This window comes from Ruegeria sp. CDSC042 (assembly GCF_059610745.1).
On record NZ_JBXWOF010000003.1, the window covers coordinates 356,425 to 383,413 of the forward strand.

Sequence of the window (26,989 nt, forward strand, 5' to 3'; positions counted from 1 at the left end):
CCGCTGCGCGCCGGGAAAAAGACCAATCCCGGAGTTCTGCCTATTTGCTGTGCGAAAGTGACCCCACTCGCCCAGAAGTTCAGCAATGATGAGATGCCGACACGGAAATGCCTGAATGACGTGTCGAACGGGTGACAGGGACTTCGTCTGTTAAGTGTGCGTTAGCCATAAGGCGGCAGAAAGCTTGATTGCTGACTTTTAGGTCGTTCATGATCGGATCATGAGCAGTTTGAAAACCTTTCTGGTCCTGCTTCTTATCCTGCCGAAGCAAAGTCCGGCGGCAGATGATCCCCTGATGTCTTCATTCGCGGCATGTGCAGGACGGTTCTCGGCCGAGTTGGAACATGCCTGGCTTATGAATGATGACCGCACGGATCAGATCGCGCATCGCCGGGCGCAGTTCATCGACCTTCTGAACGCGACGGTGCCCGACGATCAACGACGTCATGCGCTTCACCTGCGTATCGACGCCAAGATGGCGCATGCGCAATTGCTGACCGCCGCCAGCTTCTCACGCGATGCGGATCGCTCCAAATGGGCGGTGCGGCGTGCCCGGGCCGAGATCGACTATTGCACAGGATTCTTGCTTGAAAGCTGAAACGCCCAAAGATTTGGCGTTTCTTTCGCACAATAAAATGGCGAACCCGCGAAAGTCTGCGCAATTTTTGACGGATTGACGCCAGGGGCCGTTTTTCAACCCCCGCCGATCTCGCAGTCGCAGCAATTTCCATGGAACGACTTCTTCCGGGATCACACAAATCCCGTTGAACGTGCGATGGTGCTGGCCTTGCAATTCCAAAACACCACCGCACTCCGCAATTAGATTGCGTGGGGGGCATATGGGGGATCACACCCTTGAAAGCAACGCTTCCCCGCGCAGTGCCTGAAGGAAAACTGCGATGAAAAAGACACTTCTTAGTTCTGCTGCCGTCCTGGCCGCTTCGATGCTGCCGGCCATGGCGCAAGACTGCCCGATCAAGGTGGGAGTGCTGCACTCCCTGTCCGGAACCATGGCGATTTCGGAAACAACACTAAAAGACACGATGGAAATGCTGATCGAACAGCAAAACGCCAAAGGCGGCGTTCTGGGCTGCGAGTTGGAGGCCGTCGTGGTCGACCCGGCGTCGGACTGGCCGCTCTTTGCCGAAAAAGCGCGCGAGCTGATTTCGGTACACGAGGTTGACGTGATTTTCGGCAACTGGACATCCGTGTCGCGGAAATCGGTTCTACCTGTGATCGAAGAGTTGAACGGACTTCTGTTCTATCCGGTTCAATATGAAGGCGAGGAATCCTCAAAAAACGTCTTCTACACCGGCGCCGCCCCCAACCAGCAGGCAATCCCGGCGACGGATTACTTTCTGGAAGAACTTGGCGTTGAGAAATTCGCGCTTCTGGGCACCGACTATGTTTACCCCCGGACGACGAACAACATTCTGGAAAGCTATCTTCAGCAGAAGGGCATCGCCGAGAACGACATCTTCGTCAACTACACGCCCTTTGGTCATTCTGACTGGTCCAAGATCGTCTCGGACGTCGTGGCTCTTGGTGCGGATGGCAAGAAAGTCGGCGTGATTTCAACGATCAACGGCGACGCAAACGTGGGCTTCTACAAGGAACTCGCGGCTGCTGGCATCAGCGCCGACGACATTCCCGTTGTGGCCTTCTCGGTCGGCGAGGAAGAATTGTCGGGTCTCGACACCACCAACCTTGTTGGTCACCTCGCAGCCTGGAATTACTTCCAGTCAGCAGATACCGATGCCAACGCCGAATGGGTCGAGGCCTGGAAAGCCCGCATGGGCGACGAGCGTGTGACGAATGACCCGATGGAGGCGCATTACATCGGCTTCAACATGTGGGTGAATGCGGCGACCGAAGCAGGTACCACCGACGTCGATGCCGTGCGCACCGCCTTGTACGGGCAGGAATTCCCGAACCTGACTGGTGGCACCGCTGTCATGCTGCCGAACCACCACTTGGCCAAGCCGGTTCTGATCGGCGAGATCACCGAGGATGGTCAGTTCGACATCATCAGCCAGACGGAGGAAGTGCCGGGCGATGCCTGGACGGATTTCCTGCCGGAATCGGCGGTGCTGAAATCCGATTGGGCGGAACTCGATTGCGGGATGTACAACACCGAAACGTCGTCCTGCGTTCAGATCAAGTCGAACTACTAAGCATGGTGGGTTGAAAACCCACCCTACGGGTGCGGCGCATGTCGCCCCCAGAACGCCTTACGGGGGCTGAACTATCCATGTCGATTATACGTCGGTTCAACATCGGTTTCATGTCGGTGCTTCTATGCGCTCTTGCCTTGCCACTTTCGGCGCAGAACGCCGAGGCGCCGATCCAGCAACTCTTGCAAGAACATGGCGAAATCATCGCCAAATCCTCGCGCAAGACCATCGGTCCTGCCATCGACGCGCTTGCCGCCAGTGGTCTGGCCGAGGCCCAGGTCGTGCTGGAACGCTGGCAAAACAAAGAGATGTGGCGCGACAAGGACACCGGGCTTTTCGTCTATGGCGAAGCCTCGGGCAAGGAATTGGCGGCCTTCGACTTTGCCGATGGCGCGGAACTTGGCACTTTCGTTGCCCGTGACTTCAAACAGTTGAAACCCAACAGCGGCATTCGCGGCATGATCGGCGCGGCCCTGGTGCAATTCCAACTATCAGGGTCCTTTGCCGAAAAGATGCAGGCCCTGAATGCGATCGAGCGTGACTCGGAGATGTCCCATCTTGCGGCCCTGACCAAAGTTCTGCCCGACGAAACGGACCAGTCTGTACAAAGTCGCATGGAACGCCTTCAGGGACTTTTGACAATCCGCTTCGGCGCGACCAACGAGGAGAGGATTGCTGCCATCCAGCGGTTTGACGGCGATCTTGGTGTCGATGTCCGGGCCGCATTGAACCCGCTTTTGGCCGTGGAGGTCGAGGCTTCGGCACAAGCACCCGAGGGCGATGACATCGCCCGCATCCTGACCGTCGGCAGCGACGACCTGCCGCGCGAGTCCGCCTATGACCTTCTGGTTGCCGCCGATCTGGCGAAACCCCGGATCAGCCGGTACGACAAGCGGAACGCGCTTTTGGCCAACATCTCGGAGGGATCGGTCGCGGGGGTTCAGGTGGCGACCCTGAACAGCGAAGACGCACGCGACCTTGCTTATGAAGCTTTGGCCGAACAGGGCGTGGTAGACCCTGTGGCCACCGAAGCCGAGGTGGATGAAACCCTGGCAGGCTTCACGTTCTACGAACGCTACAGCGGCTCGCCTTCAGTGGCCGTTGCCGCGGCGGCGGTGCTGACGGGCATCGAAAACAAGGTGGCATTCAACCAGGCATTTGACCTTGGCCTTGACGCCCTGTCGCTCGCTTCGATCTACTTTCTTGCCGCCATCGGTCTTGCTATCACCTTTGGCGTGATGCGCGTGATCAACATGGCCCATGGCGAGTTCATCATGATGGGCGCCTACACCGGCTACGTCGTCCAGCAGATCATCCCGGATTACACGATTTCCATTATCGTCGCCTTGCCGCTGGCCTTTGCCGTCACCTTCGGCGCAGGGGTCACGATGGAACGGCTAGTGATCCGCCACCTCTACCATCGCCCGCTGGAGACGCTTCTGGCGACTTTCGGGATTTCCATTGCCCTGCAACAGATCGCCAAGAACATCTTCGGCACGCAAGCGCGGCCCCTCACCTCGCCCGGCTGGCTGGACGGATCGCTGGTGTTCAATGACATCGTGTCGATCAGCTATATCCGGATCGCGATTTTCGTTTTGGCGCTTTTGTTCATGGCGCTATTCCTTTTCGTCATGAACCGCACTCGATTGGGGCTGGAAGTGCGGGCGGTGACGCAGAACCCCCGCATGGCGGCCTCGATGGGGATCAACCCCGACAGGATCAACATGCTGACCTTCGGCTTCGGCTCGGGTATTGCCGGGATTGCGGGTGTGGCGATTGGGCTTTACGCCAAAGTGACCAGCGAGATGGGCGCGGACTATATCGTGCAAAGCTTCATGACCGTGGTCGTGGGCGGCGTTGGCAACATCTGGGGCACGCTTCTGGGCGCAACCATGGTTGGCTCGCTGCAAAAAGGGATCGAATGGCTGAACCCCTCGAACACACTGGCCGCACAGACCTATATGATCCTCTTCATCATCCTCTTCATCCAATTCCGGCCGCGCGGGATCATCGCGCTTAAAGGCCGGGCGGCGGAGGCATGAGCATGGCGGAACTGACAGCAGGCCCTGTGCGTCGCACACCTTTCGTGGTGCGTTATCCGTCGGTGCTTATCTTTCTGGCCTGTCTGGGGCTGTTCACCCTGGGCGTGACGATCCTGTCCGAAGGGTTCGGTATCGGCGTCATCTCGACCAGTTTCGTCAAGACCCTGGGCAAGACCCTGTGCCTCTGCCTCGTCGCGCTGGCGATGGATCTGGTCTGGGGCTATTGCGGTATCCTGTCCCTTGGGCACATGGCCTTCTTCGGAATGGGCGGTTACGCGATAGGCATGTGGCTGATGTACGAGCGGACGCGTCTGATCGTCGTCGAAAGCCTCGCCGCCGGAGGGCTGCCGCCAACGCCCGAAGAGGTCTCCAGCGGGATCGCTGGCCAGATCTTCGGTGTCGTCGGAGCCTCGGAATTTCCGCCGATCTGGGCCTTTGCCCATTCTCTGCCGCTGCAACTGGCCGCCGTCATACTGGCGCCGGGGCTTCTGGCGCTGGTCTTTGGCTGGCTGGCCTTCCGCAGCCGGGTGACAGGTGTGTACTTGTCGATCCTGACTCAGGCGATGACGCTGGCGCTGTCACTGTACCTGTTCCAAAACGACAGCGGATTGCGCGGCAACAACGGTCTGTCAGGCCTGCAGAACCTGCCGGGGTTGGAGAGCACTAGTCAGGCCATCGTTTCGGTCTGGTTCCTTTGGGCCTCGGCCCTGGCCCTGGGACTCGGATACGTGCTGGCGACTTGGATGGTATCGGGCAAGTTCGGCTCGGTCCTCAGGGGCATTCGGGACGACGAAGCGCGGGTGCGCTTCCTTGGCTATCCAGTCGAGGCGTTCAAGCTGTTTGTCTTCACCGTATCGGCCGTGCTCGCTGGCATTGCAGGCGCAATCTACTACCCACAGGCGGGCATCATCAACCCGGCGGAACTGGCGCCGATTGCCTCGATCTATCTGGCGGTCTGGGTGGCCATCGGCGGGCGTGGGCGATTGTACGGAGCCGTGATCGGCGCGGCTTTCGTCTCGCTCTTGTCGACCTGGTTTACCGGCGGGCAAGCCCCTGACCTGAACATCGCCGGGTATCGCATTCAATGGGTCGATTGGTGGACCGTCCTGTTGGGGCTGTCCTTCGTGGCGGTTACGCTTTTCGCACCGAAAGGCATTGGAGGGCTGTTCGACGCCTTGGCAGCGCGTCGCAACCCCAATCGGCATGGGCGCGACCTGGGGCCGGGCCACGGTTCTTTGAGAGAAAAGGAGGCAGATGCATGAGCGCGCTTCTTGAAGTCTCGGGCGTGTCGGTCAGCTTTGACGGGTTCAAGGCGCTGAACAACCTGTCGTTCAGCATTGACAGGGCCGAATTGCGGGCGGTCATCGGCCCGAACGGCGCGGGCAAGACCACCTTCATGGATGTGGTGACCGGTAAAACCCGGCCTGACGAGGGCCATGTGCTTTGGGGCGAACCGCCCGTGTCCTTGCTGGGCAAATCGGAAAGCAAGATCGCCATGGAAGGGGTCGGGCGCAAGTTCCAGCGACCCACGGTGTTTGAGGATCAGACAGTTCAAGACAACCTGATGATGGCGCTGAAAAAGTCGCGGTCGCCGTTGGCCGTGCTGCTGTTCAAACCCGAAACACCGGACTTTGCCCGGGTCGAAGAACTGGCGGACGTCATTGGGCTGGACGCGGTTCTGTCACGGAAATCTGGCGAGCTGTCCCACGGGCAAAAGCAATGGTTGGAGATCGGGATGCTCTTGGCACAGGAACCGAAGCTGTTGCTGGTGGACGAACCTGCGGCAGGCATGACGACCGCAGAACGTCAGAAGACCACGCAAATTTTGCGGGACGCGGCGAAGACCCGCGCTGTCGCCGTAGTGGAACACGACATGGATTTCGTGCGGCGTTTGGATTGCAAAGTGACCGTGCTGCACGAAGGCTCGGTTCTGGCCGAAGGCTCGATCGATCACGTCACCAAGAACCAGCAAGTCATCGAGGTGTACCTTGGCCGATAGTTTCCTCAGCATCCGCGATCTGACGCTGCACTATGGCGGCAGCCAAATTCTGAACGGCGTGGATTTCGACGCGGCCCAGGGCGAGGTCACCTGCTTGATGGGCACCAATGGCGTAGGCAAGACGTCGCTGTTAAAGGCGCTGGCGGGCACCCATCCCCGGTCGGGGGGCGACTATGATCTGGACGGCCAAAGCATCGGAAAGCTGAAGGCCTTTGACCTTGCGCGGAAGGGCGTTGCCTATGTGCCCCAGGGGCGCGAGATCTTTCCGTTTTTGACGGTGCAGGAAAACCTTGAGACGGGATTTGCCTGCCTGCCAAGTGGCGAACGCAAGGTGAAGGACGAGATTTTTGATCTGTTCCCCATTCTGAAGAAGTTCCTGCAACGGCGGGGCGGTGACCTTTCAGGCGGCCAGCAACAGCAACTGGCGATCGCGCGCGCGCTGGTGTCGAACCCGAAAGTGCTTCTTCTGGATGAACCGACCGAAGGTATCCAGCCGAACGTCATCCAGCAGATCGGCGGCACCATCCGCATCCTGAAGGAACGCGGAAACATCGCTATCGTCCTAGTCGAACAGTATCTGTCCTTCGCCTATGATCTTGGGGATGCCTTCGTCGTGATGGAGCGCGGTGCCGTCAAACTGAGCGCGCGAAAGCCGGAACTATCACTCGAAAAGCTGACCGCAAGCACTTCTTTGTAGTACGCAATGGCAGGGTGATCTGTATACTATTCTTCCCTTCATAACCGGTTTCGCCGCTTCAAGGCCGTAAGTCTGTTCCAAACCGGCGAACGGCAAGTGCCATTCACCGACGCGGGTCAGATTTCAATCTGCTCCGCAATAGTGAGAGCATCTTCCAACTCAACGCCAAGGTAACGCACTGTACTGTCAATCTTAGTGTGACCCAGCAAAAGCTGCACTGCACGGAGATTCCCTGTCTTACGGTAAATCTCCGCTGCTTTGGTTCGGCGGAGTGAATGGGTTCCGTAACCGCTCGGTTCCAATCCAATCGCTGTCACCCAATCCCGGACAAGCCGACCAAACTGACGCGTTGAGATATGGGGTCGCTCGAGGAAACGGCTCGGAAACATGAAGCTACAGCCCATCATCTTTGGCGACTTGACCCAAGCATGAACCGGATCCCGTGTGTTTTCCGTCAGTTCGAATTGTACTGGTTTCTTGGTTTTGCTCTGGACCACTGAAACCCGTTCTCGAGCACGATCATCTTTGACCAGATCGGTCACGGCAAGCCTAACCAAATCGCATCCACGCAGCTTGCTATCAATGGCGACGTTGAACAGCGCAAGATCGCGCAGATTTCCGGCGAGTTCGAGCCGAGCACAGATCGCCCAGACCTGCTTGGGAAACAAGGGGCGTTTCTGGCCGATGATCCGCCCCTTGTTCCATGCTCTGCGCTTTGGGGTGACTGCGGGAAGTTGAGCTCTAGGCATAATGTGCCCTCCAATCCGCCCTCCGCACCCAATCATCGGCACCGCGCCAACGAGGCACTTGTACAATCGAATCGGATGCCTGCTGTCCGAAGCCCACTCTACTTGAGTTCTCGGTGCAGGCATTGAACCGCTTTGAGTTCGTTGGCGGACATAGGTTGTGATGCACCCCAGAACGGAATCAAGGCGCGTCAGCCCCACCGTGGAAGCACCGGTCCGGTGGGCCGACGCTTGCACGGATTTTCACGGATCACTGCTTTAGTCTACATCCTGTGAATCCGGGCGCACATTCTTGCTATGCAATATTTGAATGGCCGAATTCAGCGCTGCGCCGTGACACAAGAATTTGTGCGTGCCCAGAATTTTCCGTGTTGCGAGCGCACGCAGCGAAAAAATCCAAGGTACAGGTTGGGCTCTGAGCGATGGTTCGCTACCCGTTGCCGGAATTCCCGCTGCCAGACAGCGAACGACGCATGCTCACTTTTGCGGCCTGAGAATCACGAATTTATACAGGTGGTTCGGACGGAAATGCGTTGTCTACGCGAAGGGACGCTATCAGACCGCGAAGGGACCCCGGGTTTCTTTGGCACCGCATGGCCGTGAAGAGCCCAGTTCGGCCAAGGCTGCAAAGTCGACGAACGGCTTGCTCATGGGGTTTAAAGAGATGTTTCCAACCGTTCGCAGAAAAGCCCCTTTGGCTCCGAGGCGAACGTCAAAAGCAAGCGGCCAACCATTCACAAAATGCCGCTGACGCCTGTTTTTCGGGGAGGCCCGTATTTCGTTGGATGACATAATGTGACTGACCATTCGCGATGGGGTCACCGACAATATTGATGGCGCGCCCTGCGGCGATGGCCTGTTGTGCGAACCGTTCGAACATAATCGCGCAGCCGTTCTCCGCGGCGGCCAATTCACAGGCCGCGACCGAGGTGTCAACAATGATGCGGGGAGAAATCCTGTCAATTGGCAGGCCGTTGGCGGATAAATAACGCGCCCAATGGTCGTCAAAGCCCAGAACGTGAATGGCATCAAGTTGCATCAGATCCGCGGGCCTTTGGACTTTCGTTGATGTCTGCACCCCGCAGACGGGCAGGATTCTCTCGTCCGACAGCTTGACCATGCGTGGGTTTGCGTGGGTCTGCGCGGCGAGCAAAATCTCGACATCGACGGGGTGTTTTTCCAGCACATTTTGCCACAGCGACGTTTCAAGCTTGATCACGATTTGCGGGTGTTCATCTTGAAAGGTGGACAGCTTCGGCGTCAGCCAGATGATCATCGCCGCAGAGGCGCGCACAACGATGGTCGTTTCTAGCTCCGGCCCAAAAAGCCCGCTGGTCGAAAACGCGATGTGTTCAAGCGCCTCACGCACCGAAATCAGATAGGCTTGCCCGATATCCGTAAGCTGCAGGCTTTTGGCGCGGCGGATGAACAGGTTTTGCCCCAGCTTGGTCTCCAGCGCCTTGATATGTTGGCTGACGGCGGTTTGCGTCAGGCCCAATTCATGGCTTGCGGCGGTAAAGCTCTGGTGGCGGGCCGCGGCCTCAAACGTGCGCAGCCAATTCAGATTGAGATTCTGTTTCACCCGTGTGGCATAAGATATTTATGTGCTTGAGGGCAATTCGTTTCGTTTATCTTCTGCCAACTGCTCGTCTATCAATGGGTAACGGGCCCGCGTCTGCCCGATTTCCAAAGGAGAGTGCGATGTCAAAGACCGATTTTGGAACCCATGCTGACATGGCCCTGAACCTCGTCGATCTTGCGCGTTATCCAATTGCTGATCTGGATAAGGGCGCGGGTGCGGCGTTCCTGAAGGACTGTCAGGACCACATGGAGGCGTACGGCTGGTGCAATCTGGATGGCTTCATTCGCGCGGACGCATTGGCCGCCCTTGAGGACGAATCCAGCAGCCTTTTGCCCGGTGCCGAGGTGCTGACAATCAAACGCAACATCTATCAAGGTGCGATTGATCCGTCCTTGCCAGAAGATGATCCGCGACGTCGCGAATACACCCATGTGGCTACTCAGCTTGCCGATGACCAGATACCGGCAGATACGTTGATCCAGCAGTTATATAAGTCGGATGTCCTGACGGACTTCGTTCGCCGTGTGCAGAAAAAGACCGTGTTGCATCGTTGTGCAGATGAGTTTCAGGCACTGAATGTTGTCGCACTTTACCCCGGCAGTTGGCATGCATGGCATTATGATACAACCGAATGTACCGTGACGTTGCTTTTGAAAGCAGCTGAAAGCGGTGGCGATTTTGCATTCTTGCCAAATTCGCGCACAGATGAGGCCGAAGACCGTGACGCCGTGGACCGGTTATTGGCGGGGGATATGTCCCATGCGCATAAATTCGATCGTGGGGCCGGGACGTTTACACTGTTCCGTGGCGGATATTCCTTGCACGGTGTGACCGAAGTGTTCGGCGCGCATCCCAGAATGACGGCAATTATGACCTATGATGAACAAAAAGGTCGTGTCATCAGCGACGACATCAACGTACGCATCTATGGCACACGCGTTGAAAAAATCCTTGAGGATCGTAGGGCCGCACTGGCGCAGGCTAAAGGAATATCACAATGAAAACCGCTCTCCTCGTTATTGATGTGCAAATGGCGCTCGCCCATGACGATGCTGCTGGGGCCGCGCGGTCTTGCCCTGAAGCGTCTGACAATATTGGACGTTTGCTGTCGCAATTCCGCGCATCTGGTGACAAGATCATCCACATCCACCACCACGGCACAGATGCGGATGATCCGTTTCACCCAGATGCACCGGGTTCTGCCGTTCAACCGTTTGCCGCACCTCAGAACGGCGAACAAGTGATCGTCAAACACGCCTCTAGTGCATTTGGTGGCACCACGCTTTTAGCTGATTTGCAGGGCGCGGGCATTGAACGGGTCGTCATCTGCGGTGCGACCGCCAATCATTGTGCTGAATCCGCCGCACGCTCGGCCAGCAGCCTTGGGTTTGATATGATCTATGCCTCTGATGCGGTCTGGGCCTATGACGCAACCGGTCCAGACGGGGTTGCACATACCGCCGCGCAAATCCACTCGGTGACCCTTGCAAACCTTCACGGCGAATTTGGTGCGGTCCAATCGACCGACGAAATCCTCGCCGCTTGATTTCAGGAGACGCACATATGCGCATTGGTTTTATCGGGCTTGGCACGATGGGTGGGGCGGCGGCCCTGAACCTGATCAAGGGCGGGCATCAGCTGGCCGTTTGTGATCTGGACGCTAAGCGCGCCGAACGGCATCTGGCGCTTGGGGCGACGTGGGCTGATACGCCCGCCATGGCCGCCAAAGATGCCGATATCGTCTTTACTATGGTGTTTGGTCCCAAGCAGATCGAACAGGTGGTTCGGGGTCAAAACGGTCTACTGTCGGCGATGGGGGCGGGGCAGGTTTGGGTTGATATGACAACCAACCAACCGACCCTGGCACGAGCACTTGGAAGCGCATTGGCAGCCAAGGGCGTCCAGCCGGTCGACGCCCCGGTATCAGGCGCGGTTGATGGCGCACGTGCAGGCAATATGCCGCAATTTGCCGGCGGCGACGAGGACACGATCGAGCGTATCCGCCCCGTGATGGAGCTGATGGGGCCGATGCACTACATGGGCCAAAGCGGCAACGGGTCAATCACCAAACTTGCCAGCAACCAACTTTGGGCGATCCACGCCACCGCGATGGGAGAGGCATTGGTCATGGCCGTAAAATCCGGCGTTGAATTGCCCCGAGCATGGGAAGCTCTGAAAATTGGGGCCAGCGATAGCTGGTGTATGCACCATGATGCGCCGTCGGTCTTTGCAGGGCACTACGATCCATCTTTCACGCTAGACCTGTGCCAAAAAGACTTGGGGCTCATTGTCGAGGCCTGCGATGACGCAGGAACACCGGCCCCCGCGACACGTCTGGTCTGCGCGCAATTTGAAAAAGCGCGAAAAACCTACGGCGGCGACAAGGGCGAACTGCACGTAATCAAGCTGGAAGAAGATGCCGCCGGTGTGTCACTGCGTACGGATGGTGACTGGGTGCCCCATTGGGAGAAATAGCGATCCAGGCCACTTTGGTATGCCCCAACCGAAGTCAGTTGCTGACTTTGGCACCGTTTCAGCAAAAGTCGGCATTGTCCGCGACCTGTAAATTCCCACCTTAAAGAATGCTGCGCGGTGCGCGAACGGCCAGAATGGCCGCCGCACCGCAACATGAGAAGTTGCGCGGGTGCCGAAAAATCCTAGCTGCGAGCGCACGCAGAAAAAAATAGCAACGACTGGTGGGGGCTCAAACCAGTCATCTGACGGTTTCAGTAGGTCATCGGTTCGGTTCAGACAGTATGAAGGCCTGCTATGCAGGACAATGCCGACATTGGATTTTCCTGCTTTGCTGATGCAGCATTCTCTCGCACGTGCGGCACCACCATTGATGCGATGCAGCGCATGTCGCCGAACCAGTCGTTCGCGGTCGTTGATTTGCAGCAAACCGAAAACATTTCGACAAGTTTTCAATTGGCGACTTGAAATAACAACTCGTATCCCACAAGCATTCAGCAAATCATTTTCGCTTTCGTTGAACGCCTAACGACGGACGTTATTTGGCTTAAGTGAAATAGTTTAAAGGATAATAATGCACGCAGTCGTTTTGTTTTTTTCGCTTGTCCTCTTGGTGTTTGCTGGAGCTGCTCAAGCTCAGAGCGTTATCACTCTTTCTGAGAAAGGCGGATTACACGCAGCTTACGTAGTTCCGGTAGACGACCTCGACCGTGTGGACGTGCAGCTAATTGTTCTCTCGGGGGCGTATGACGATCCGGAACCATCCGGTACGGCGCATCTGACTGAACATCTGGCCGCGTTTTCAGCGGATGCTACCATTCTGAGAAAGCCCCGAGAGCGTGATATCCATGCGACAACGCACAACGTATCTACTGTCTACACTAATTCTGGCGTTCCTTCCGACATAGAAATGCTGTTGCGGCTGTCTCGGGCGGTTCTTGACACCCCAACACTGCCGAAAGGATTTGCGGAAAGCGAAATTGATATCGTTCAGCGTGAAACACTGCTACGCGAAAGACAGTCTCCGCTTCGCTGGCTCCGAAGAATTGCGCTTCAAAACCTCTATGGCACTCTGCGTGGTCGGGCAAATAACACCATTGAAGATCTTCCCAAATTGAACCTTGAGAAGGCCTATCAGTTTCACGAAACACACTATGTGCCATCCAATGTGACGTTAATCGTGTCGGGGAAAATTGACCCTGATAAAGCCGAAGAACTCGTTGCACGTATATTTGGGGACACAGAACCTTCTGAGGTTCCTCAGAAGCCCTGGTTAGACCACAAACCGGATCCCGAGCTCAAGTTTATTGAGCGCATTAGGTCGGACAAGCTGGCGCATGACACAGTCCAGTTTGCGAAATTCGTGGACTTCGAAGATCGGTCAACCAGCATCGAGATGCAGGGGGCATTTTTCATCGCCAGCGATATTTTGAACGAAAGGCTATACAAGGCCCTGTACTATCAAGACGAGCGCGTTTTCAGCGTCGATGCAGACTGGTATTTTGCCAAGAATGCTGATCTGGAACTTACCATAGATTTGCACCTGATGCCCGGCTTCAGCTTGGACCCGGCGCACAGCCATCTGACAGAAACTCTGGCGAATTTGTTGAACGAACCAATCACCAGGGACGAAATCAATCAAGCGCGCCAGACGCAGGTCGTTGGAGCCCGGAATGCCGCGCGCCGACCCGTAGAGTTTCTATCATTTCTGAAGAATGTGGCTTCTGATGGCTTCCCACCTGTCACACCGTCAGTATTTGTCGAGATCTTGAACGATACGACAGATCAGGACGTTATTGATTTTGCCGAAAAGGTCATCAAGCCATCAGCCACATCAGTCGTGTTGGCCGAAAAAGCAGAGTAACATGCAAGCATTCAAAAGCCGGTTCACTTCCTCTCTCTTAATGGTTCTCAGCCTGCTGTCAGCGCAGCAGGTCCGAGCAGAGCTGATCGCAACGACTGGCGATGCGAATATTGTTTATCTGATGCCACTAGAAAACGGCATCTCAGAACTCACCTTGGTTTGGCCAATTGATCGGCCAACAACAGAACGGGTGGCCGCGTTGCGCGCTGGTCTCGCAAGTATCGTGTCAGGAGGAACATCAAGCCGTTCCTCCCACAAAATTGCTAAATACAAGCAGTTGAAGGGGATCAGGTATTACGTCGAATCAAGTCGCCATAGTCTGATGCTCACTGTTTCGGCGCCAAACGAATTCTTTCCAGAGACCATCGTCCACCTCGAAAATCTATTGCTTGAGCCGGAATACTCCGACGGCTGGTATGCAAGAGAGCTGCAGTATTCCAGCCCAATCAAGTCTACCAGGACCAGAATGCCAGAACATGTTCTGGATGAAGTGGCGGATTTCCTAGAGTACGAACCTGACGAAGCAGAAACCGAGGTTTGGGATGGCCAATTTCGTTTCGGTCAACCCATTCAGGCAATCCTAAGATCTGGAGATGAAGAAGTAGAACGCCGCACCATTCGACTGGTTAACAATCTTCCCCGCCCGAAGGGAAAGTGGGAACTGCCTTTTGCAAAATGGGCTGAAGCGTTGATTGGCACGGATGTGGATGACTTCACCCTTCCAGCGGGTGTCATTCACTTTGCCGATCCCGACTCTTCCGAGATGCTGATCCTTTTTGTCAAAGCTGAGGAGTTTGCGGACGAGGCTGACCAAGTTGGAACAAATGTCTTGGTGGATTACATTGGCGCAAACCAAGGGTCTGAGATGTTTCGGATAATCCGCCAGGAAATGCGTGCGGCTTACGATCCACGCTCAGACTTCGTTGTCATGGGGAAGAGAAAGGCGATTATCTCACTGAGCGCAACAGTTGAGGCGGTAAGATGGCCAGAGATCTATGAGAAAATAAAGGAAATCTATAAGAGTGTCCGCAGCGGGAAGATTGAACAAGAAGGTTTCGAGATTCAGTTCGGTCAGTTGGACCGGGCTTACTATCGCGATTTTTTCACTGAGCCTGTCTGGGGAACGCGGCAATACCTGCACGAGTACCCCGAGGGCGCTGACGGGACTATCGAAATTCCACTTTTTGGCGTGTTCCAAACACTGTCATTGGAGGAGACGGCAGCAATCTCACATGAGCTTTTGCCGCCTTTGGAGGATTTCCTTCTTATTCTGATCGGAGGAGGAAACTCTCCTCTGGACCCCTTGCAATCAAAAGGTTTCTGCTCGATGCCGAAAAGCACCCCATTGAGGTTTTGCCTTGATGTGCTTTCGAATGCTGAAAACCTATAGGTCAAATGCAATTGTAGTTGGCCTTTAAAAGGAAGCACTAGCCCCTGCAAAGCTCAATTGCCGCGCAAAGCAGTCATAAGTGTTTAGTGCTGTATTGTGCAAATTGGGCGCAGAGCCAGGTTTCGTCGCTTGCGGCGCCAAAGTTCGCTCCTGCCATGCGAACGACAGTACATCGACCGTGACTGTGGAAGATAAGAGGCTTGACCTATTCTGCCGATGGCTGGTTCCGTTCCATCTGCGCCAAGTTGCCTACTGCATTGGCAATCGGCCGCAGCGAGCCCATAGCGTGAATACGATTTTCACGCTGCGCGTGCTCGCAACGCCAATTTCACTCCGTCGTCTTTGTGTCCCATGCTGGGCATCCAGCATTCGACTTGGAGCACCTGCCACAAAACGACTCAGCGGATCACGTGGACAGAACAATTGGCGTGGTGAACGACCCGGTTCGCAGTCGACCCAATAAACATGTTCTCGATCCCCGGCTTGTGTGAGGCCAGCACGATGCAATCGATGCCATTTTCATTTGCGAAATCAACGATCGCTCGGCCAGCGCTCCCCGAGATAAGCCGCGGTTTCGCCCCCGGTAGCTCTGCAGCGTTCCGATGTAAGCCTTCCTGAAGCTCTTTTCGCGTGTTGGCCAGAACTTCCTCGGGTATCTGGGATGCCACATATGCAGGGACCGGCTCCTGCACATGGAGCACTGTGAATTCCGCATCGGCACTCGCTAGCAAACGAGCAGCTTCAAATGAGGCCTGTGTATCGTGATCGTTGTCCAGCGCGACTGGAATCAGAATGTTCTTATACATGTTATTGACCTTCGATTGCTCCAGCTACGATCATTCCGGCCTCCGCGGTGATACGGCACTCTAAACCGGTTCGGATTTCGAAGACTTACCCGCTTTCTTTGCTGTGCTTGCAACATCATCTATTGTTTTTTCCACAGCTTCGGCTTCGGTTTCCGCTGCAAATGCTGCACATCGGGCAACTGTTTCGAACCATTCCTGAGCGTCAGCCACGAGGCGTTCGGCTGAATGCTTCTGCCACTCTGCTATGGATTGCAGTGCTTTCGCCCGATCAGTCGGGTCTGCAGCAGACGCCGAGCGCGCAGCTTCTAGCGCGGTTCGAACAGCCTCGTGACGCCTCTCAAACCAATGTTGAGCAAAGGCCTCTGCCTCTTTCAGTGATTTCTCCTGCGTGTCCCAGAATTGCTCAAGCTGAGCGTCTAAAAACGGATTGGCCGTAGTAGTCGGCTGCATCTGCTTGAAAACATCAACAAGTGGGTTGGAGTAACTTGATTTTGGCTTCTCTTCAGGCATCGGAGATTCCTCCTCATCTTCCCAATGCTGAATGTTACCAAATCCAGTAGAAAATAACCTTAATGTAGATCAACCGGCGTCAACAAACGTGGGCAGTGGTCCTCTACAATCTAATGGCAGCATTTGTACCAACCTACTCGATTTGTATGGACTCAAGATAATAAATCACATTTGCCAACGGCACACCTGCGAACATCGGCTGGCCGTCAGGCATGGTCAGCGCAACTTTTTGGTCCGAATCCAAAGCCGGTCCAAAAATGGGCATTTCTCCGCCATGCGCGAGCAATGGTGCGCGACCATCGATTTGACGCGCCACCGCCTCAATCGGAAAAACACCGTCGTTTTGGGCCGCAAGCCTGGTCAAATCAGGCGTCCTTATTGCCAGCATCTCCGCCATTGGACCATCTCCAGTGGCCTCGAAACCATGGCATTGCCAGCAATAGGTTCTGTAGAGATTGTTTCCGTTTTGAAGGTCAATATCCTGCGACAGTGCAGCACTTGCAGCAAATATTGACAAAAGAAGTCCGCGATAAACTGGCATCTGTTCCTCCTCGAACGTCAGCATTTCGCGTTTAGACTACGCGGTATTGAGCGAACGCTTCATTGATCTCGCTCATATTCAGCCTTTGAGTACCAGCTGGGAAAAACTGCGACGAAAGTAAGTACACTGCAGTCGGTTCCGCTTGGCTGGTCGGTTCTTGGCGACCAATGACATAGATCAATTCAAAAAGGTACATTACATAGTAAAGCATGAATGTTTCAGCGGGATTGCCGTTCATCACCTGCATCCAAATCAAACATGGTGATAAGCGGAATTGCAAAAGCGTGGAAATTCCACCGCAAGGGCTCGGAATGAATGGTGGCGAGCCCCTCGTTAGTGACTGGTGTACTTAACCGCGCTGTAGCTTCGGTACACAGGCGTTTGTTCATTGAGGAGTGAAGCCAATGCATACGGCCGATCCACGGACACCTAAACTCCGACGCGCGCTTACTGCCCCGTTGCTTACGCTTTACGGGCTCGGTGTCACCGTCGGTGCGGGAATCTATGTGCTTGTCGGTGCTACCGCTGAGGTCGCTGGTCCTTACGCCGCTGTTTCGTTTCTCATTGCAGCGCTCGTCGTTTCGCTGACGGCTTTGTCGTACGCCGAACTCGCGACACGTTATCCCGTAAGCGCGGGAGAAGCGGCATACGTCGAAGCGGGGTTTCAAAGAAACTGGATTGCCGTGTTGGTGGGTCTCGCCGTCGCTGCTTCGGGAGTGATATCGGCTTCGGCCGTTGCGATTGGAGCGGCCTCCTATCTTCACACCCTGACCAACCTTGGCACCACGTTGCTTACGATCGGCATCGTGTCGGTTATGGGACTGATTGCACTCTGGGGCATTGCGCAATCAGTATTTGTGGCGGCAGTGATCACGATCATCGAGATTTCGGGGCTTCTGTTTGTGATTGGCTGGGGCATGTCCGTGCAAGATCCGCAAGGCTATGCGTTCAGCGCGACGATTCCAAGTTTTGAGATCAACGCTTGGCGGGGCATTTTCGCGGCGTCGCTTCTGGCTTTCTTTGCCTTTGTTGGATTCGAGGACATGGCAAACGTCGCCGAAGAAGTAAAAGACCCAGTTCGCACAATTCCTAAGGCAATTCTGCTGACGCTCGTTCTGGCGACGGGTCTGTATCTGGCGACCTCAATTACGGTCCTGCTTGTTGTTCCTATCGATACCTTGTCGACTTCGACTGCCCCGCTTGCTTTGGTTTTTTCAAATGCACCCGAAGTAATCAAACAGGGGTTTGCCGCAGTCGCAGTCGTTGCAACAGTCAATGGCGTCCTGATCCAGATGATCATGGCGTCGCGGGTAATCTACGGCCTTGCCGACCGGGATCATCTGCCAAAAATACTGGCGAGTGTCCCCCAGGTAACCCAGACACCAGTCGTCGCAACCCTGCTGGTTGTGGCGCTAATCCTTCTACTGACCCAAACACTGCCGATCAGCACCCTAGCAGAACGCACATCTCAGATCGTCTTGGGGGTGTTTGTGCTAGTCAATTTCTCGCTGATCTTTTTGAAGTTGAAACCGGATTCAACCCGACAACATTTCCACGTACCTCTTGTCGTGCCAATCCTTGGTGTGCTGACCAGCACCCTGCTTTTCGGCGCCGGGTTTCTTTGAGAGAAAATCCGACGGCGTTAGGTCGCCAGAACGGGATCCGAATGACGTATGAACACTGATCGACCTACACTTGGAAGGCGGCTATCTGAATGGTGGCACCGGACATTCGTTGATCTGGTCGCGCAACTACAGTGGTCCTACATGCCACCGTTGATGGTGTACTTCGCGGCCGGAGTTTCGGGACTGACATCCGTCGTTGGCGCGTTTTTCCTCAAGGACTATCTGAATCTATCTGCTGCTTTCGTGGCGGGGTTGGCATTTTGGGCCGGGCTGCCCTGGATTTTGAAAATGCCGCTTGGGCATCTGGTGGATCTGTTCTGGCGTTGGAAATCGCTGCTGATATTGGTTGGCGCGTCTCTTATCACGGCCTCGTTGCTTATCATGTATGCACTTGTGACCGCGCCTGCCCAGATGGCCGGGGCCATGCTGCCTGAGCATTGGTATGTCGTTGCCTTGATCCTGGCACCTTCTGGTTATGCCATTCAGGACGTCGTGGCAGATGCCATGACGGTCGAAGCGGTACCACAAACCAACCAAGACGGGTACGCGTTTACGCATGAAGAAGTTCGTGCCCGCCACACTACCATGCAGACCCTGGGCAGGATTGCGATCATATCCGGGTTTGCGGGAGTCGCAGCGGTTAACATCTGGATTTTTTCGGGCGCGGAGGATCTGGATAAAAGCGATCGTTTGGTTCTCTACGGTCAGGTCTATCTCGTCGCTCTGGTTGTCCCCTTACTGTCGATCAGCGGAGTGGTTCTTCATGCTCTGATACAGCGTCGCCTCGTTAGTCTTGGGCACCTTTCACACAAACCGGATCAAGCCACCGAAGTAAGGTGGCCAATACTGCTGGGAGGTCTCGCGTTTGTTGTACTCAGCGTTGTGTTGGGAACCGCAAATTTCGCCTTTGCGCAAGAGACTGTTTTTGCGGTTTCGCTCACGGTCATTCTCTATCTCATGTCACGGCTGCTAAGGGAACTGGAGTCGAAACAGGCCAAGGTTCTGATCGGGACGGCGACAATCATTTTTGTTTTTCGCGCGGTCCCGTTGCCTGGTCCGGGATTGACCTGGTTCGAAATCGACGAGCTTGGGTTCGATGAACAGTTTCTGGCAATTCTGGCGCTCCTGACCTCACTACTAGCGCTGCTTGGCCTGATCATCCTCAGGCCGTTTATGGCCAGTCGTTCCATCGCGCAGGTGGTGGTACTGCTCACCATTGCCGCCGGAGTGCTGGCCCTGCCTAACCTTGCTTTGTACTACGGAGTGCATGAATGGACGGCCGCGCACACAGGCGGGGTTGTGGATGCAAGGTTCATCGCCATACTCGACACAGCCGTCGAGTCACCGCTGGGTCAGATCGCGATGGTCCCGATGCTGGCCTGGATCGCACGCAACGCCCCGACACATCTCAAGGCGACCTTTTTTGCTGTCATGGCGTCTTTCACCAACATGGCATTGTCGGCAAGCAGCTTGGGCACAAAATACCTAAATCAGGTATTTGTCGTGACACGTGTCGTGACCGAACCCAGAACGGGTTCAGTTGCATCCATCGCTGACTATAGCCACTTGGGGAATTTGCTGATTACCGTGGGCCTGATCTCTGTCATAGTCCCACTGATTATGGTTTTTCTTGTGCAAAATTCACCATATCGGACAGGCGAATGAATACGCGGATCAATCGCTTTCATTGAGAAGTGTCTTGAGGTGCGACACCGGAACGCCAATATTCGAACCACCAAACTCGGGTAAGATCGCGGCGTTGATCGCAACCACCTTACCGTTTCGGTTCAACGCAGGTCCCCCGCTTCCTCCATTTGTGGTCTCTGCATCATAAACAATGGCGCCGGGACTGGTCTGGGCTACGATTCCCCGGCTGGCCAGGGGCCGGATTTTATTTTGTTCCGAAAGATGGGTCGCAATTGTCCAGAAATCCACGGCGCCTTTATTTTCTAGCGTTTTCAGAAAGCCCGGACCGGCCTGTGCGATAAGAGCCTTCAGGCCGGTTGGATATCCAAGCAGGAAAACTTCCTCTCCCGCTCGCGGCGGCTCATCTGCAAGTAACAGCCCAAGTCCCCGAACGCGTGTGGAGTCGATAGAGAGAAGCGCCAGATCTGCGGTTTCGCTTGCTTTATGCAAGACAGCCTTAATTGGTACAGTTTGATCAGGCAAATAGACCAGCAAACTCAGCATCTCGGCCTCCAGCGCTGCGGCCTGAAGGGCTTGTGCACGGTCGCCAGTGGTCCAGGGCAAGGCGACATGACGGTTGGTCACCAACAGAGGCGGGTCCTGTAGAAGAAACCCGGTTCCGGTAAACTGAAACTCAGCAGGTTCGCCCATCGCATCTGGTTCGAGCCACGGTTGTCCAAATGGCGTTTGCAGATTCTTTCCATCGGGGCCAACCACATGCCGCAGCAATTTCCCGCTTTTGATCTGCCGCAATCCATAGGCGCCCTGGACGAACGCGACGGAACGTGTAGAGGCTGTGATAATCCGCGTTGATGCGCCTGCGCGTTCCTCCAGCGTGCCAAGACGCTGCTCAGTGGACAGCACCTGACTTTCGAAAGCATCTTTGAGTGCACCCAAATCCTCTGGCGTCAACGAGTCTTCCCGGGTCTGTGCCAGCATAACGGCAACCGCTTCGATCTTATGGGATTCTCGTTCCAGGCTGTCCGCCAGCTTCCTGTCGTTCTGAAACAGTAAATACCCAAATACGGCGATCAGAAGGATTGCGCCAATAACGGTGATCCTGAAGAGAATTGTGGTTTGTGATGCTAGCCGACGCCCACTGTCGCGCAGTGCACCGGAAATTTTTCTTGGAAAGGGTCGACGGCTTGTTCTCGCATATGCGTACGCGTCGCTTAGGATATCCTCGACCGTGCGATGTGCAGGGAATGAGTGGTCGCACACCCTGTAGCGGGACATCGGGCCTTTTTCGCCGAATTCGATCATGTCGCCGTGCCTGAGGTCAACCGAAGCGACCTTGTGACCATTGACCCAGATATTCCGATCAGACAACGCGTTTAACGTGTAACCGTCATTTGACCACTGAAGAGTCGCAATGTCTTCGTCATAAGCTGGCACATCTTCTTTCGGTCTCAGCCTCAAGGTACGGTCCGGACTAACCGAGGCTGACACAGCGTTGTCGGCAAGCCAGACTACAGTCCCACGAGACGGGCCGGTCAAGCTCTCCAGGAATGCACGGACATTACCTGTATCAACTCCTGTGTCGCCTTGGTCCGGTGTCCGCATGGCCCATCTCTGTTTAATAGCGCTATACCCACTCTATCATGGGCAACCTCGAAACTTCCACGTTTGGCAATAAAGCACACAATCAGAGTATGCCCGGGCGCGGTTCTCCGGCGGTTAATTGTTACCGTCGAGTTAATTGCAAATAGGTGATGCTATCAGGAGAGGTCCAATGACCGACAGGCCTTCTATACATGTTGACCCGATCATGGTGAACGTGCGTGATCTTCTTCTGGCCACGTAGTGTCAATCGATGGTCCTTGATTTGGATGTTTTGCTGGGACTGTTTGCCTTCAAGCATCTGAACCTCCTCCTTTAGTGCTATAACGGCGAGGCAGTATTGTGCCAAAATACGGGCGCGGCCATTGATCTTACGCAAGCGGGTGTTCTGTCAGCCGCCTAGTTTGGCTCAGGTGCAAAAACTTATTTAGGTCTCTTGTGCAACCGAGCGTCTAAAAAGCAGCAGACTTGTTGCCAGAAGGAACGCGCCCAAGCACGCCATCCATACAAACTCTGCCCAGACCGTCTCGATCCCGGCACCTTTGAAAATGATGGACTGACTGGCTGACATGTAGTGGCGGGATGGGAGGATAGATGTTCCAATCTGAAGCCAGCCGGGCTGCCCTTCGATTGGCGTCTCTCCTCCTGACAGCATCAACATTGGAAGCACCGTCAGCATAACCAAAAGTGCGAATTGAGCCATTGAGCGCGCAATCGTCGCAAGAAACACCCCAAGCGCCGTCGCCGTGAAGAGAAAGAGAGCTGTGCCAATCAAAAACAATACCTTCGATCCCGCGATGCTGATCCCCAGGAAGTCTTGCATAACAAAGGTCAGCGATAGGGCGGTCGCTACCAGAACCACCGCAGCGTTTGCCCAGATCTTGGCGACCGCAATGTCAAATGGGGTAAGCGGCATCGCCAGCAGGTGTTCGATTGTTCCATGCTCGCGCTCACGGATCATGGCAGCACCGGTAAGGATTGTGGTCAGCCACATGATCTGACCGATCAACGCGACGATACCGGCGAAACGAACAGTGTCGCGATTTGGATTAAATGCGCTGCGCACAATGATATCAATGGGCGGCGGGTCTAACAATTCTGCTCCGACGGCAAAGCGCCGGATCTCGGCGCTCAAGATATTGATGATGTAGTTCGCTCCAATTCCGGCCTGCTCCATCGCTGTCGCATCGATCAAAACCTGAACTTCTGGCGCGCGCCTGGCTCGAACATCTTTCTCGAACCCTGGTGGCACTGCGACTACGAACAGGAAATGCCCTGCATCCATCTTTTCGGCCCCGGTGCCCGGTGCGATCTGGACAACGGGTTGGAATTCAGGCGGAAAAAACGCTGAGGCAAGCGAGCGTGAAAGAGGCGAGCCATCCTCGTCGGCAAATGCAATGGATGCATTGTTGACCGAGTTTGAAACGCCCGTTGCCTCCATTACGGGCGCCAGCGTGAATGACCAGACAAGCAGCGCCATCATCACCCAGTCGCGCCGAAGGCTCATCATTTCTTTCAAACCAAGCCAGAATATGCGGGACAATCGTTGCATTCACTTCTCCTGCGCTCGGAGTAACAGTGCAGCGATCAAGGTTAGCGCGGGCCCGAAACAGGCTAGGGCCAGAAGGTCGGGGGCAAGTGCATCCCAGCTAAGACCTTTGGTGAACGCGCCGACGTTTAGATGCAGGAAATAGGATGAAGGCCAAAGCGATCCAATCGTCTGAGCGCCGCCTTCCAACGTCGAGATCGGTTGTAGCAGCCCGGAGAATTGAATGGTCGGCACCACCGACGCGATAGCGGTGGCAAAAGTTGCGGCCACCTGGCTCGACGTTATGGTCGCAATAAGCAATCCATAAGATGTGGTTGCCCAAACATATAGGAAAGCACCAATTGCAAGGGGCACCGGATTTCCTTTTAGGGGCACGCCAAAAATGAAGATCGTCATCGCTGCCAAAAGTAGGAAATTGACGAACGCTATCACAATGTAGGGGATCTGTTTGCCAACCAGAAATTCGAGCCGCGTCGTTGGCGTTGCGTAGAAATTGGTGATCGTGCCCAACTCTTTCTCCCGCGCGACACTAACAGCCATCAAAACGGCCGGCAGCATTATCAACAGGATCGCAGGCATGGCAGGGGCCATTGCAGCGATACTTTCAAAGCTTTGATTGTATCGGAAGCGCGGTTCGATGCGGGCGATTTCGACCGACTGCACGCCACTTTGGCGGGCCATTACTTCCAGAAACGTACTGTGAAGCCCGGCCACATAGCCCTCTATTGTCTCACCCTTGAACGGTATCGCACCGTCCACAATTGCCAAGACTTCAGTTGGCTCGCCGGCGCGCAACTTGCGACCAAAATCGGGTGGGAGTTCGACAACCAGCGAGATGTCTCCTTTGGCCAACCGCTCGCGGCCGTCTTCAAAACTGGCCAGAGGCACCGTGGCGTTGAAATAGCGCGAACCAGAAATCTCGGCGATATAGGTACGACTCTCAGGCGATTGAGACAGGTCGAGCACCGCGAAATCCAGGTCTTCTATGTCCAAAGTGATCCCATAGCAAAAGACCAACATCAGGATCACCGAGCCAAGGAAAGCAAAAGCCAAACGGACGCGATCGCGCAGAACCTCGGTTGTTTCGCGCCGTGCATAGGCCAGTATGCGCCCGATACTTCCGGCAGCGCCCGGGTTGACAGCATCAACCGAAATTTTGGGTGCTGCTACCGGCTCAGGCGGCTCGACGGCCTCCAGGACAGAGATGAACGCACCTTCCAGACTGTCCGACTGCGCCGTTGCGATCAACTCATCTGGTGTACCTTCAGCTAATACCCGGCCTGCATGCATGAAAGAAACGCGATCACAGCGCTCCGCTTCGGTCATGAAATGTGTCGAGACGAAAATCGTTACATCATCGTCTCGCGACAGCTCGATTAACAGCGCCCAAAACGAGTCGCGCGCCTCGGGGTCCACGCCCGAGGTTGGCTCATCCAGGATCAACACCCGAGGCCGGTGGATCACGGCGACGGCAAGGGAAAGACGCTGCTTGATACCCAGCGGAAGCGCCGACGCCAGCGTGCCCATATGTGCCTTCAGGCCGAAACGTTCGGCCAATTCATCAATGCGTTCTACACGATCCTTGATGGCAAAGATGCGGGCGTGCAACTGGAGGTTTTGTTGAACGGTCAGCTCACCATAAAGCGAGAATGCCTGGCTCATATACCCGATCTCGCGGCGCATCCTAAGATCGCGCGCATCCACCGGTCTGCCGAACAGCAGCGCCTCTCCCTCACTTGCTGGCAGAAGACCTGTCAGCATTTTCATGGTGGTTGACTTGCCGCAGCCGTTTGATCCGAGGAAGCCAAATATTTCGCCTCGGTGGATCGAGAATTCGACGTTGTCGACGGCAGTAAAATCGCCAAAGCGCCGGGTCAACCCACGCGCCGTGATTACCGCGTCTGCGCCTTGATGGTGCATAGGTACCTTGTTCGACACAAACCGGGGTTCCCCTCGTGCCTGTAGCTGCCTGTAAGATGTTTCAAGATCCCGGGCTTTACCCTTCAGCTTGGCAGGGGGGCCGTGAAATATCACCCGACCGGCATCCATCGCTACTATAAAATCGAATTGTTCGGCTTCCTCCATATAGGCCGTTGAAACCAGTATGGAGAGACCGGGCGTTTCTTCTCGGACCGCGTCTATCAGCGCCCAGAATTGGCGCCGCGACAGGGGATCAATTCCGGTCGTCGGTTCGTCCAGTACCAGAAACTTAGGGTCGTGGATCAGCGCACAACACAGTCCAAGTTTCTGCTTCATTCCGCCCGAAAGTTTGCCCATAAGCCGGTCCGAAAAGGGCGCAAGTCCGGTCGCTGACAGCAAGGCCGCGATCCTGATTTCACGCTCCTGTTGCCCTTGTCCGAAAAGACGTGAAAAGAACTCGAGATTCTCACGCACAGACAGTTCCGCGTATAAGTTGCGGCCCAACCCCTGCGGCATAAATGCGATCGCCGGGCACACGCGGTGACGGTGCGCGCGGTCACCTATTGATCCCCCGAGAACATCAATTTCCCCGGACTGAAGTTGCTTTGCGCCGGTAATCAATCCCAGCAGCGTTGACTTGCCAACCCCGTCTGGCCCGATCAATCCGATAAGCTGGCCAGTTGGCAGAACCAGCGAAAGGTTATCCAACGCAACATGCTGTCGGTACGTGTGTGTGACACCGTTGATGCAGAAACCCGATGAGCCCCCCTCGGCGCTCATTCGAACAGCTCGGGTGGAATTCGTCTATCCAGATCGTCTGGCCACGCGCCATCGGAAGTAAGTCGGATCACTGCAATGCCGCGAAGGCCGGTCTTCACATGCTCAATCCGCGCCGTAACCAAATCCCTGGGAATGCGAACCCGAACGCGAAACACCAGCTGCTCCCGTTCGCTCAAAGTTTCTACCTGCTTGGGAGTGAATTGAGCTTCGGGAGAGACGAAGGTTACGGTTGCTGGGATGGCAAATTCCGGCAACGCATCAAGCACGATGCGCGCCTCGGCACCGATGGGCAAAAGCCCCGCTTCGCGCGCAGGCAGGAAGACCTCCATATAGACGTTTTCCAAACTGAGTAACGTCAAGATCGGTTCGCCCGCTCCAACGACTTCGCCGGGCTCGGCCAGTCGATACAGAATACGCCCCGGCATGGGAGCGATGAGGGAACCATCCTCTATTTGTTCCGCAATCCGGCGCACCTCGGCCTCTGCGGCGGCAATCTGGCTATCCGCCGTTGCAACCCGGGCCTTGGCCGCGCCCAGCACGGCATCCGCAACCTGAAACGCGGTTTCACGATCCTCAAAGACAGTCATCGAGATATTCTGACCGGCCAGCAACGCCTTGGCCCGGTCAAGCTCCTGCGAAGCGCGACGCTGCTGGCTTTCTCGCTGGATGACCACGGCTTCGGCTTCGGCCTTGGTTTGGCGCGCCAGCGCAACCTGGGCACTGGCACGGTCAAGGGCTGCAGATAATTCATCTGTATCCATTTCAACCAGCAGTTCACCCGAAGCAACCAGGCTGCCCTCTGCTGCTATGACCCGAGCAACGCGCCCGGCAAAGGTTGGAGCGATTTCTACTTGTTCAGCCTCGATCCGCCCATTGCCCTGTACAAACCCAGCCGGCAATTCATCACTGTCTTCTGCGACGAAAAAATAAACAGCTGCACCTGCAAGTAGGAGCGCTATGGCGATCAGAATTGCGCGTACGTTCTTTCTCATGGCCCCGCGCACATTAGTTAATTTTCTATTCTAATTTAGCTCGCTCTCGAAGTG

24 protein-coding genes are annotated in these 26,989 nt (G+C 55.5%); 14 read left to right on the forward strand and 10 right to left on the reverse strand.

Going from position 1 to position 26,989, the window contains the following annotated elements; genetic code table 11:
- The first annotated feature begins 220 nt into the window (after positions 1 to 220).
- From AC2FHX_RS09475 to urtE, 6 genes are all read left to right on the forward strand, one after another.
- Positions 221 to 598, forward strand: a complete 378-nt coding sequence (locus AC2FHX_RS09475; protein WP_496701386.1) for a hypothetical protein — start codon at positions 221 to 223, stop codon at positions 596 to 598.
- Between the two features lie 301 nt (positions 599 to 899).
- On the forward strand, positions 900 to 2,174 hold the full coding sequence (urtA, locus tag AC2FHX_RS09480) for an urea ABC transporter substrate-binding protein (protein WP_496701388.1): 1,275 nt from the start codon (positions 900 to 902) through the stop codon (positions 2,172 to 2,174).
- Between the two features lie 77 nt (positions 2,175 to 2,251).
- Entirely contained in the window at positions 2,252 to 4,216 is a 1,965-nt protein-coding gene (gene urtB / locus AC2FHX_RS09485; protein ID WP_496701390.1) for an urea ABC transporter permease subunit UrtB, read from the forward strand.
- Positions 4,217 to 4,218: 2 nt separating this feature from the next.
- Positions 4,219 to 5,478 carry an urea ABC transporter permease subunit UrtC gene (urtC, locus tag AC2FHX_RS09490; RefSeq protein ID WP_496701392.1) on the forward strand — a complete coding sequence of 420 codons (1,260 nt, stop codon included), beginning with the start codon at positions 4,219 to 4,221 and terminating at the stop codon, positions 5,476 to 5,478.
- A complete protein-coding gene (gene urtD, locus AC2FHX_RS09495) occupies positions 5,475 to 6,215 on the forward strand; it encodes an urea ABC transporter ATP-binding protein UrtD (protein ID WP_496701394.1) in 741 nt (246 codons plus the stop codon). Before urtC ends, urtD begins: the two co-directional genes overlap by 4 nt.
- Positions 6,205 to 6,912, forward strand: coding sequence for an urea ABC transporter ATP-binding subunit UrtE (urtE, locus tag AC2FHX_RS09500; protein ID WP_142639074.1), 708 nt, complete (start codon positions 6,205 to 6,207; stop codon positions 6,910 to 6,912). The genes urtD and urtE overlap by 11 nt, the downstream gene beginning before the upstream one ends.
- A 116-nt stretch (positions 6,913 to 7,028) precedes the next feature.
- On the opposite strand, the gene AC2FHX_RS09505 is transcribed toward urtE, so the two are convergent.
- On the reverse strand, positions 7,029 to 7,661 hold the full coding sequence (locus AC2FHX_RS09505; protein ID WP_496701396.1) for a tyrosine-type recombinase/integrase: 633 nt from the start codon (positions 7,659 to 7,661) through the stop codon (positions 7,029 to 7,031).
- A gap of 709 nt (positions 7,662 to 8,370) precedes the next feature.
- On the reverse strand, positions 8,371 to 9,240 hold the full coding sequence (locus AC2FHX_RS09510) for a LysR family transcriptional regulator (RefSeq protein ID WP_496692001.1): 870 nt from the start codon (positions 9,238 to 9,240) through the stop codon (positions 8,371 to 8,373).
- Positions 9,241 to 9,359: 119 nt separating this feature from the next.
- Between AC2FHX_RS09510 and AC2FHX_RS09515 the strand changes: the two genes are divergently transcribed.
- From AC2FHX_RS09515 to AC2FHX_RS09540, 6 genes are all read left to right on the forward strand, one after another.
- Positions 9,360 to 10,241 (forward strand): HalD/BesD family halogenase, encoded by an 882-nt coding sequence (locus AC2FHX_RS09515; RefSeq protein WP_496692000.1) that lies wholly within the window; start codon positions 9,360 to 9,362, stop codon positions 10,239 to 10,241.
- A complete protein-coding gene (locus AC2FHX_RS09520; protein WP_496691999.1) occupies positions 10,238 to 10,786 on the forward strand; it encodes an isochorismatase family protein in 549 nt (182 codons plus the stop codon). Before AC2FHX_RS09515 ends, AC2FHX_RS09520 begins: the two co-directional genes overlap by 4 nt.
- Before the next feature lie 17 nt (positions 10,787 to 10,803).
- Positions 10,804 to 11,715: an NAD(P)-dependent oxidoreductase gene (locus tag AC2FHX_RS09525; protein ID WP_496691998.1), complete on the forward strand. Its 912-nt coding sequence runs from the start codon at positions 10,804 to 10,806 to the stop codon at positions 11,713 to 11,715.
- 294 nt (positions 11,716 to 12,009) lie between these two features.
- Entirely contained in the window at positions 12,010 to 12,180 is a 171-nt protein-coding gene (locus AC2FHX_RS09530) for a hypothetical protein (protein WP_496701398.1), read from the forward strand.
- A gap of 121 nt (positions 12,181 to 12,301) precedes the next feature.
- A complete protein-coding gene (locus AC2FHX_RS09535) occupies positions 12,302 to 13,576 on the forward strand; it encodes a M16 family metallopeptidase (RefSeq protein WP_496701399.1) in 1,275 nt (424 codons plus the stop codon).
- 1 nt (position 13,577) lies between these two features.
- Positions 13,578 to 14,966: a hypothetical protein gene (locus tag AC2FHX_RS09540; RefSeq protein ID WP_496701400.1), complete on the forward strand. Its 1,389-nt coding sequence runs from the start codon at positions 13,578 to 13,580 to the stop codon at positions 14,964 to 14,966.
- Between the two features lie 398 nt (positions 14,967 to 15,364).
- On the opposite strand, the gene AC2FHX_RS09545 is transcribed toward AC2FHX_RS09540, so the two are convergent.
- The 4 genes from AC2FHX_RS09545 to AC2FHX_RS09560 form a co-directional block, all read right to left on the reverse strand.
- Positions 15,365 to 15,772, reverse strand: coding sequence for a universal stress protein (locus AC2FHX_RS09545; RefSeq protein ID WP_496701402.1), 408 nt, complete (start codon positions 15,770 to 15,772; stop codon positions 15,365 to 15,367).
- Between the two features lie 60 nt (positions 15,773 to 15,832).
- Positions 15,833 to 16,282, reverse strand: coding sequence for a hypothetical protein (locus AC2FHX_RS09550; RefSeq protein ID WP_496701404.1), 450 nt, complete (start codon positions 16,280 to 16,282; stop codon positions 15,833 to 15,835).
- A gap of 133 nt (positions 16,283 to 16,415) precedes the next feature.
- The gene (locus AC2FHX_RS09555) at positions 16,416 to 16,823 is read right to left on the reverse strand and encodes a c-type cytochrome (protein WP_496701406.1); all 408 of its coding nucleotides are present in this window, start codon (positions 16,821 to 16,823) and stop codon (positions 16,416 to 16,418) included.
- A 31-nt stretch (positions 16,824 to 16,854) separates the two neighbouring features.
- A complete protein-coding gene (locus AC2FHX_RS09560) occupies positions 16,855 to 17,070 on the reverse strand; it encodes a hypothetical protein (protein ID WP_496701408.1) in 216 nt (71 codons plus the stop codon).
- A gap of 157 nt (positions 17,071 to 17,227) precedes the next feature.
- Here AC2FHX_RS09560 and AC2FHX_RS09565 point away from each other — a divergent pair, with 157 nt between their 5' ends.
- A complete protein-coding gene (locus AC2FHX_RS09565) occupies positions 17,228 to 18,448 on the forward strand; it encodes an APC family permease (protein ID WP_496701410.1) in 1,221 nt (406 codons plus the stop codon).
- A gap of 48 nt (positions 18,449 to 18,496) precedes the next feature.
- A complete protein-coding gene (locus tag AC2FHX_RS09570; RefSeq protein WP_496701412.1) occupies positions 18,497 to 20,113 on the forward strand; it encodes an MFS transporter in 1,617 nt (538 codons plus the stop codon).
- Between the two features lie 9 nt (positions 20,114 to 20,122).
- On the opposite strand, the gene AC2FHX_RS09575 is transcribed toward AC2FHX_RS09570, so the two are convergent.
- The 4 genes from AC2FHX_RS09575 to AC2FHX_RS09590 all read right to left on the reverse strand — a co-directional run bounded on the left by AC2FHX_RS09575 (position 20,123) and on the right by AC2FHX_RS09590 (position 26,935).
- On the reverse strand, positions 20,123 to 21,697 hold the full coding sequence (locus AC2FHX_RS09575) for a trypsin-like peptidase domain-containing protein (protein WP_496701413.1): 1,575 nt from the start codon (positions 21,695 to 21,697) through the stop codon (positions 20,123 to 20,125).
- Between the two features lie 424 nt (positions 21,698 to 22,121).
- Complete coding sequence (locus AC2FHX_RS09580) at positions 22,122 to 23,246, reverse strand: ABC transporter permease (RefSeq protein WP_496701415.1); 1,125 nt, start codon at positions 23,244 to 23,246, stop codon at positions 22,122 to 22,124.
- Complete coding sequence (gene rbbA / locus AC2FHX_RS09585; RefSeq protein WP_496701417.1) at positions 23,247 to 25,943, reverse strand: ribosome-associated ATPase/putative transporter RbbA; 2,697 nt, start codon at positions 25,941 to 25,943, stop codon at positions 23,247 to 23,249.
- Positions 25,940 to 26,935, reverse strand: a complete 996-nt coding sequence (locus tag AC2FHX_RS09590; RefSeq protein WP_142636032.1) for an HlyD family secretion protein — start codon at positions 26,933 to 26,935, stop codon at positions 25,940 to 25,942. Before AC2FHX_RS09590 ends, rbbA begins: the two co-directional genes overlap by 4 nt.
- Positions 26,936 to 26,989: the final 54 nt, after the last annotated feature.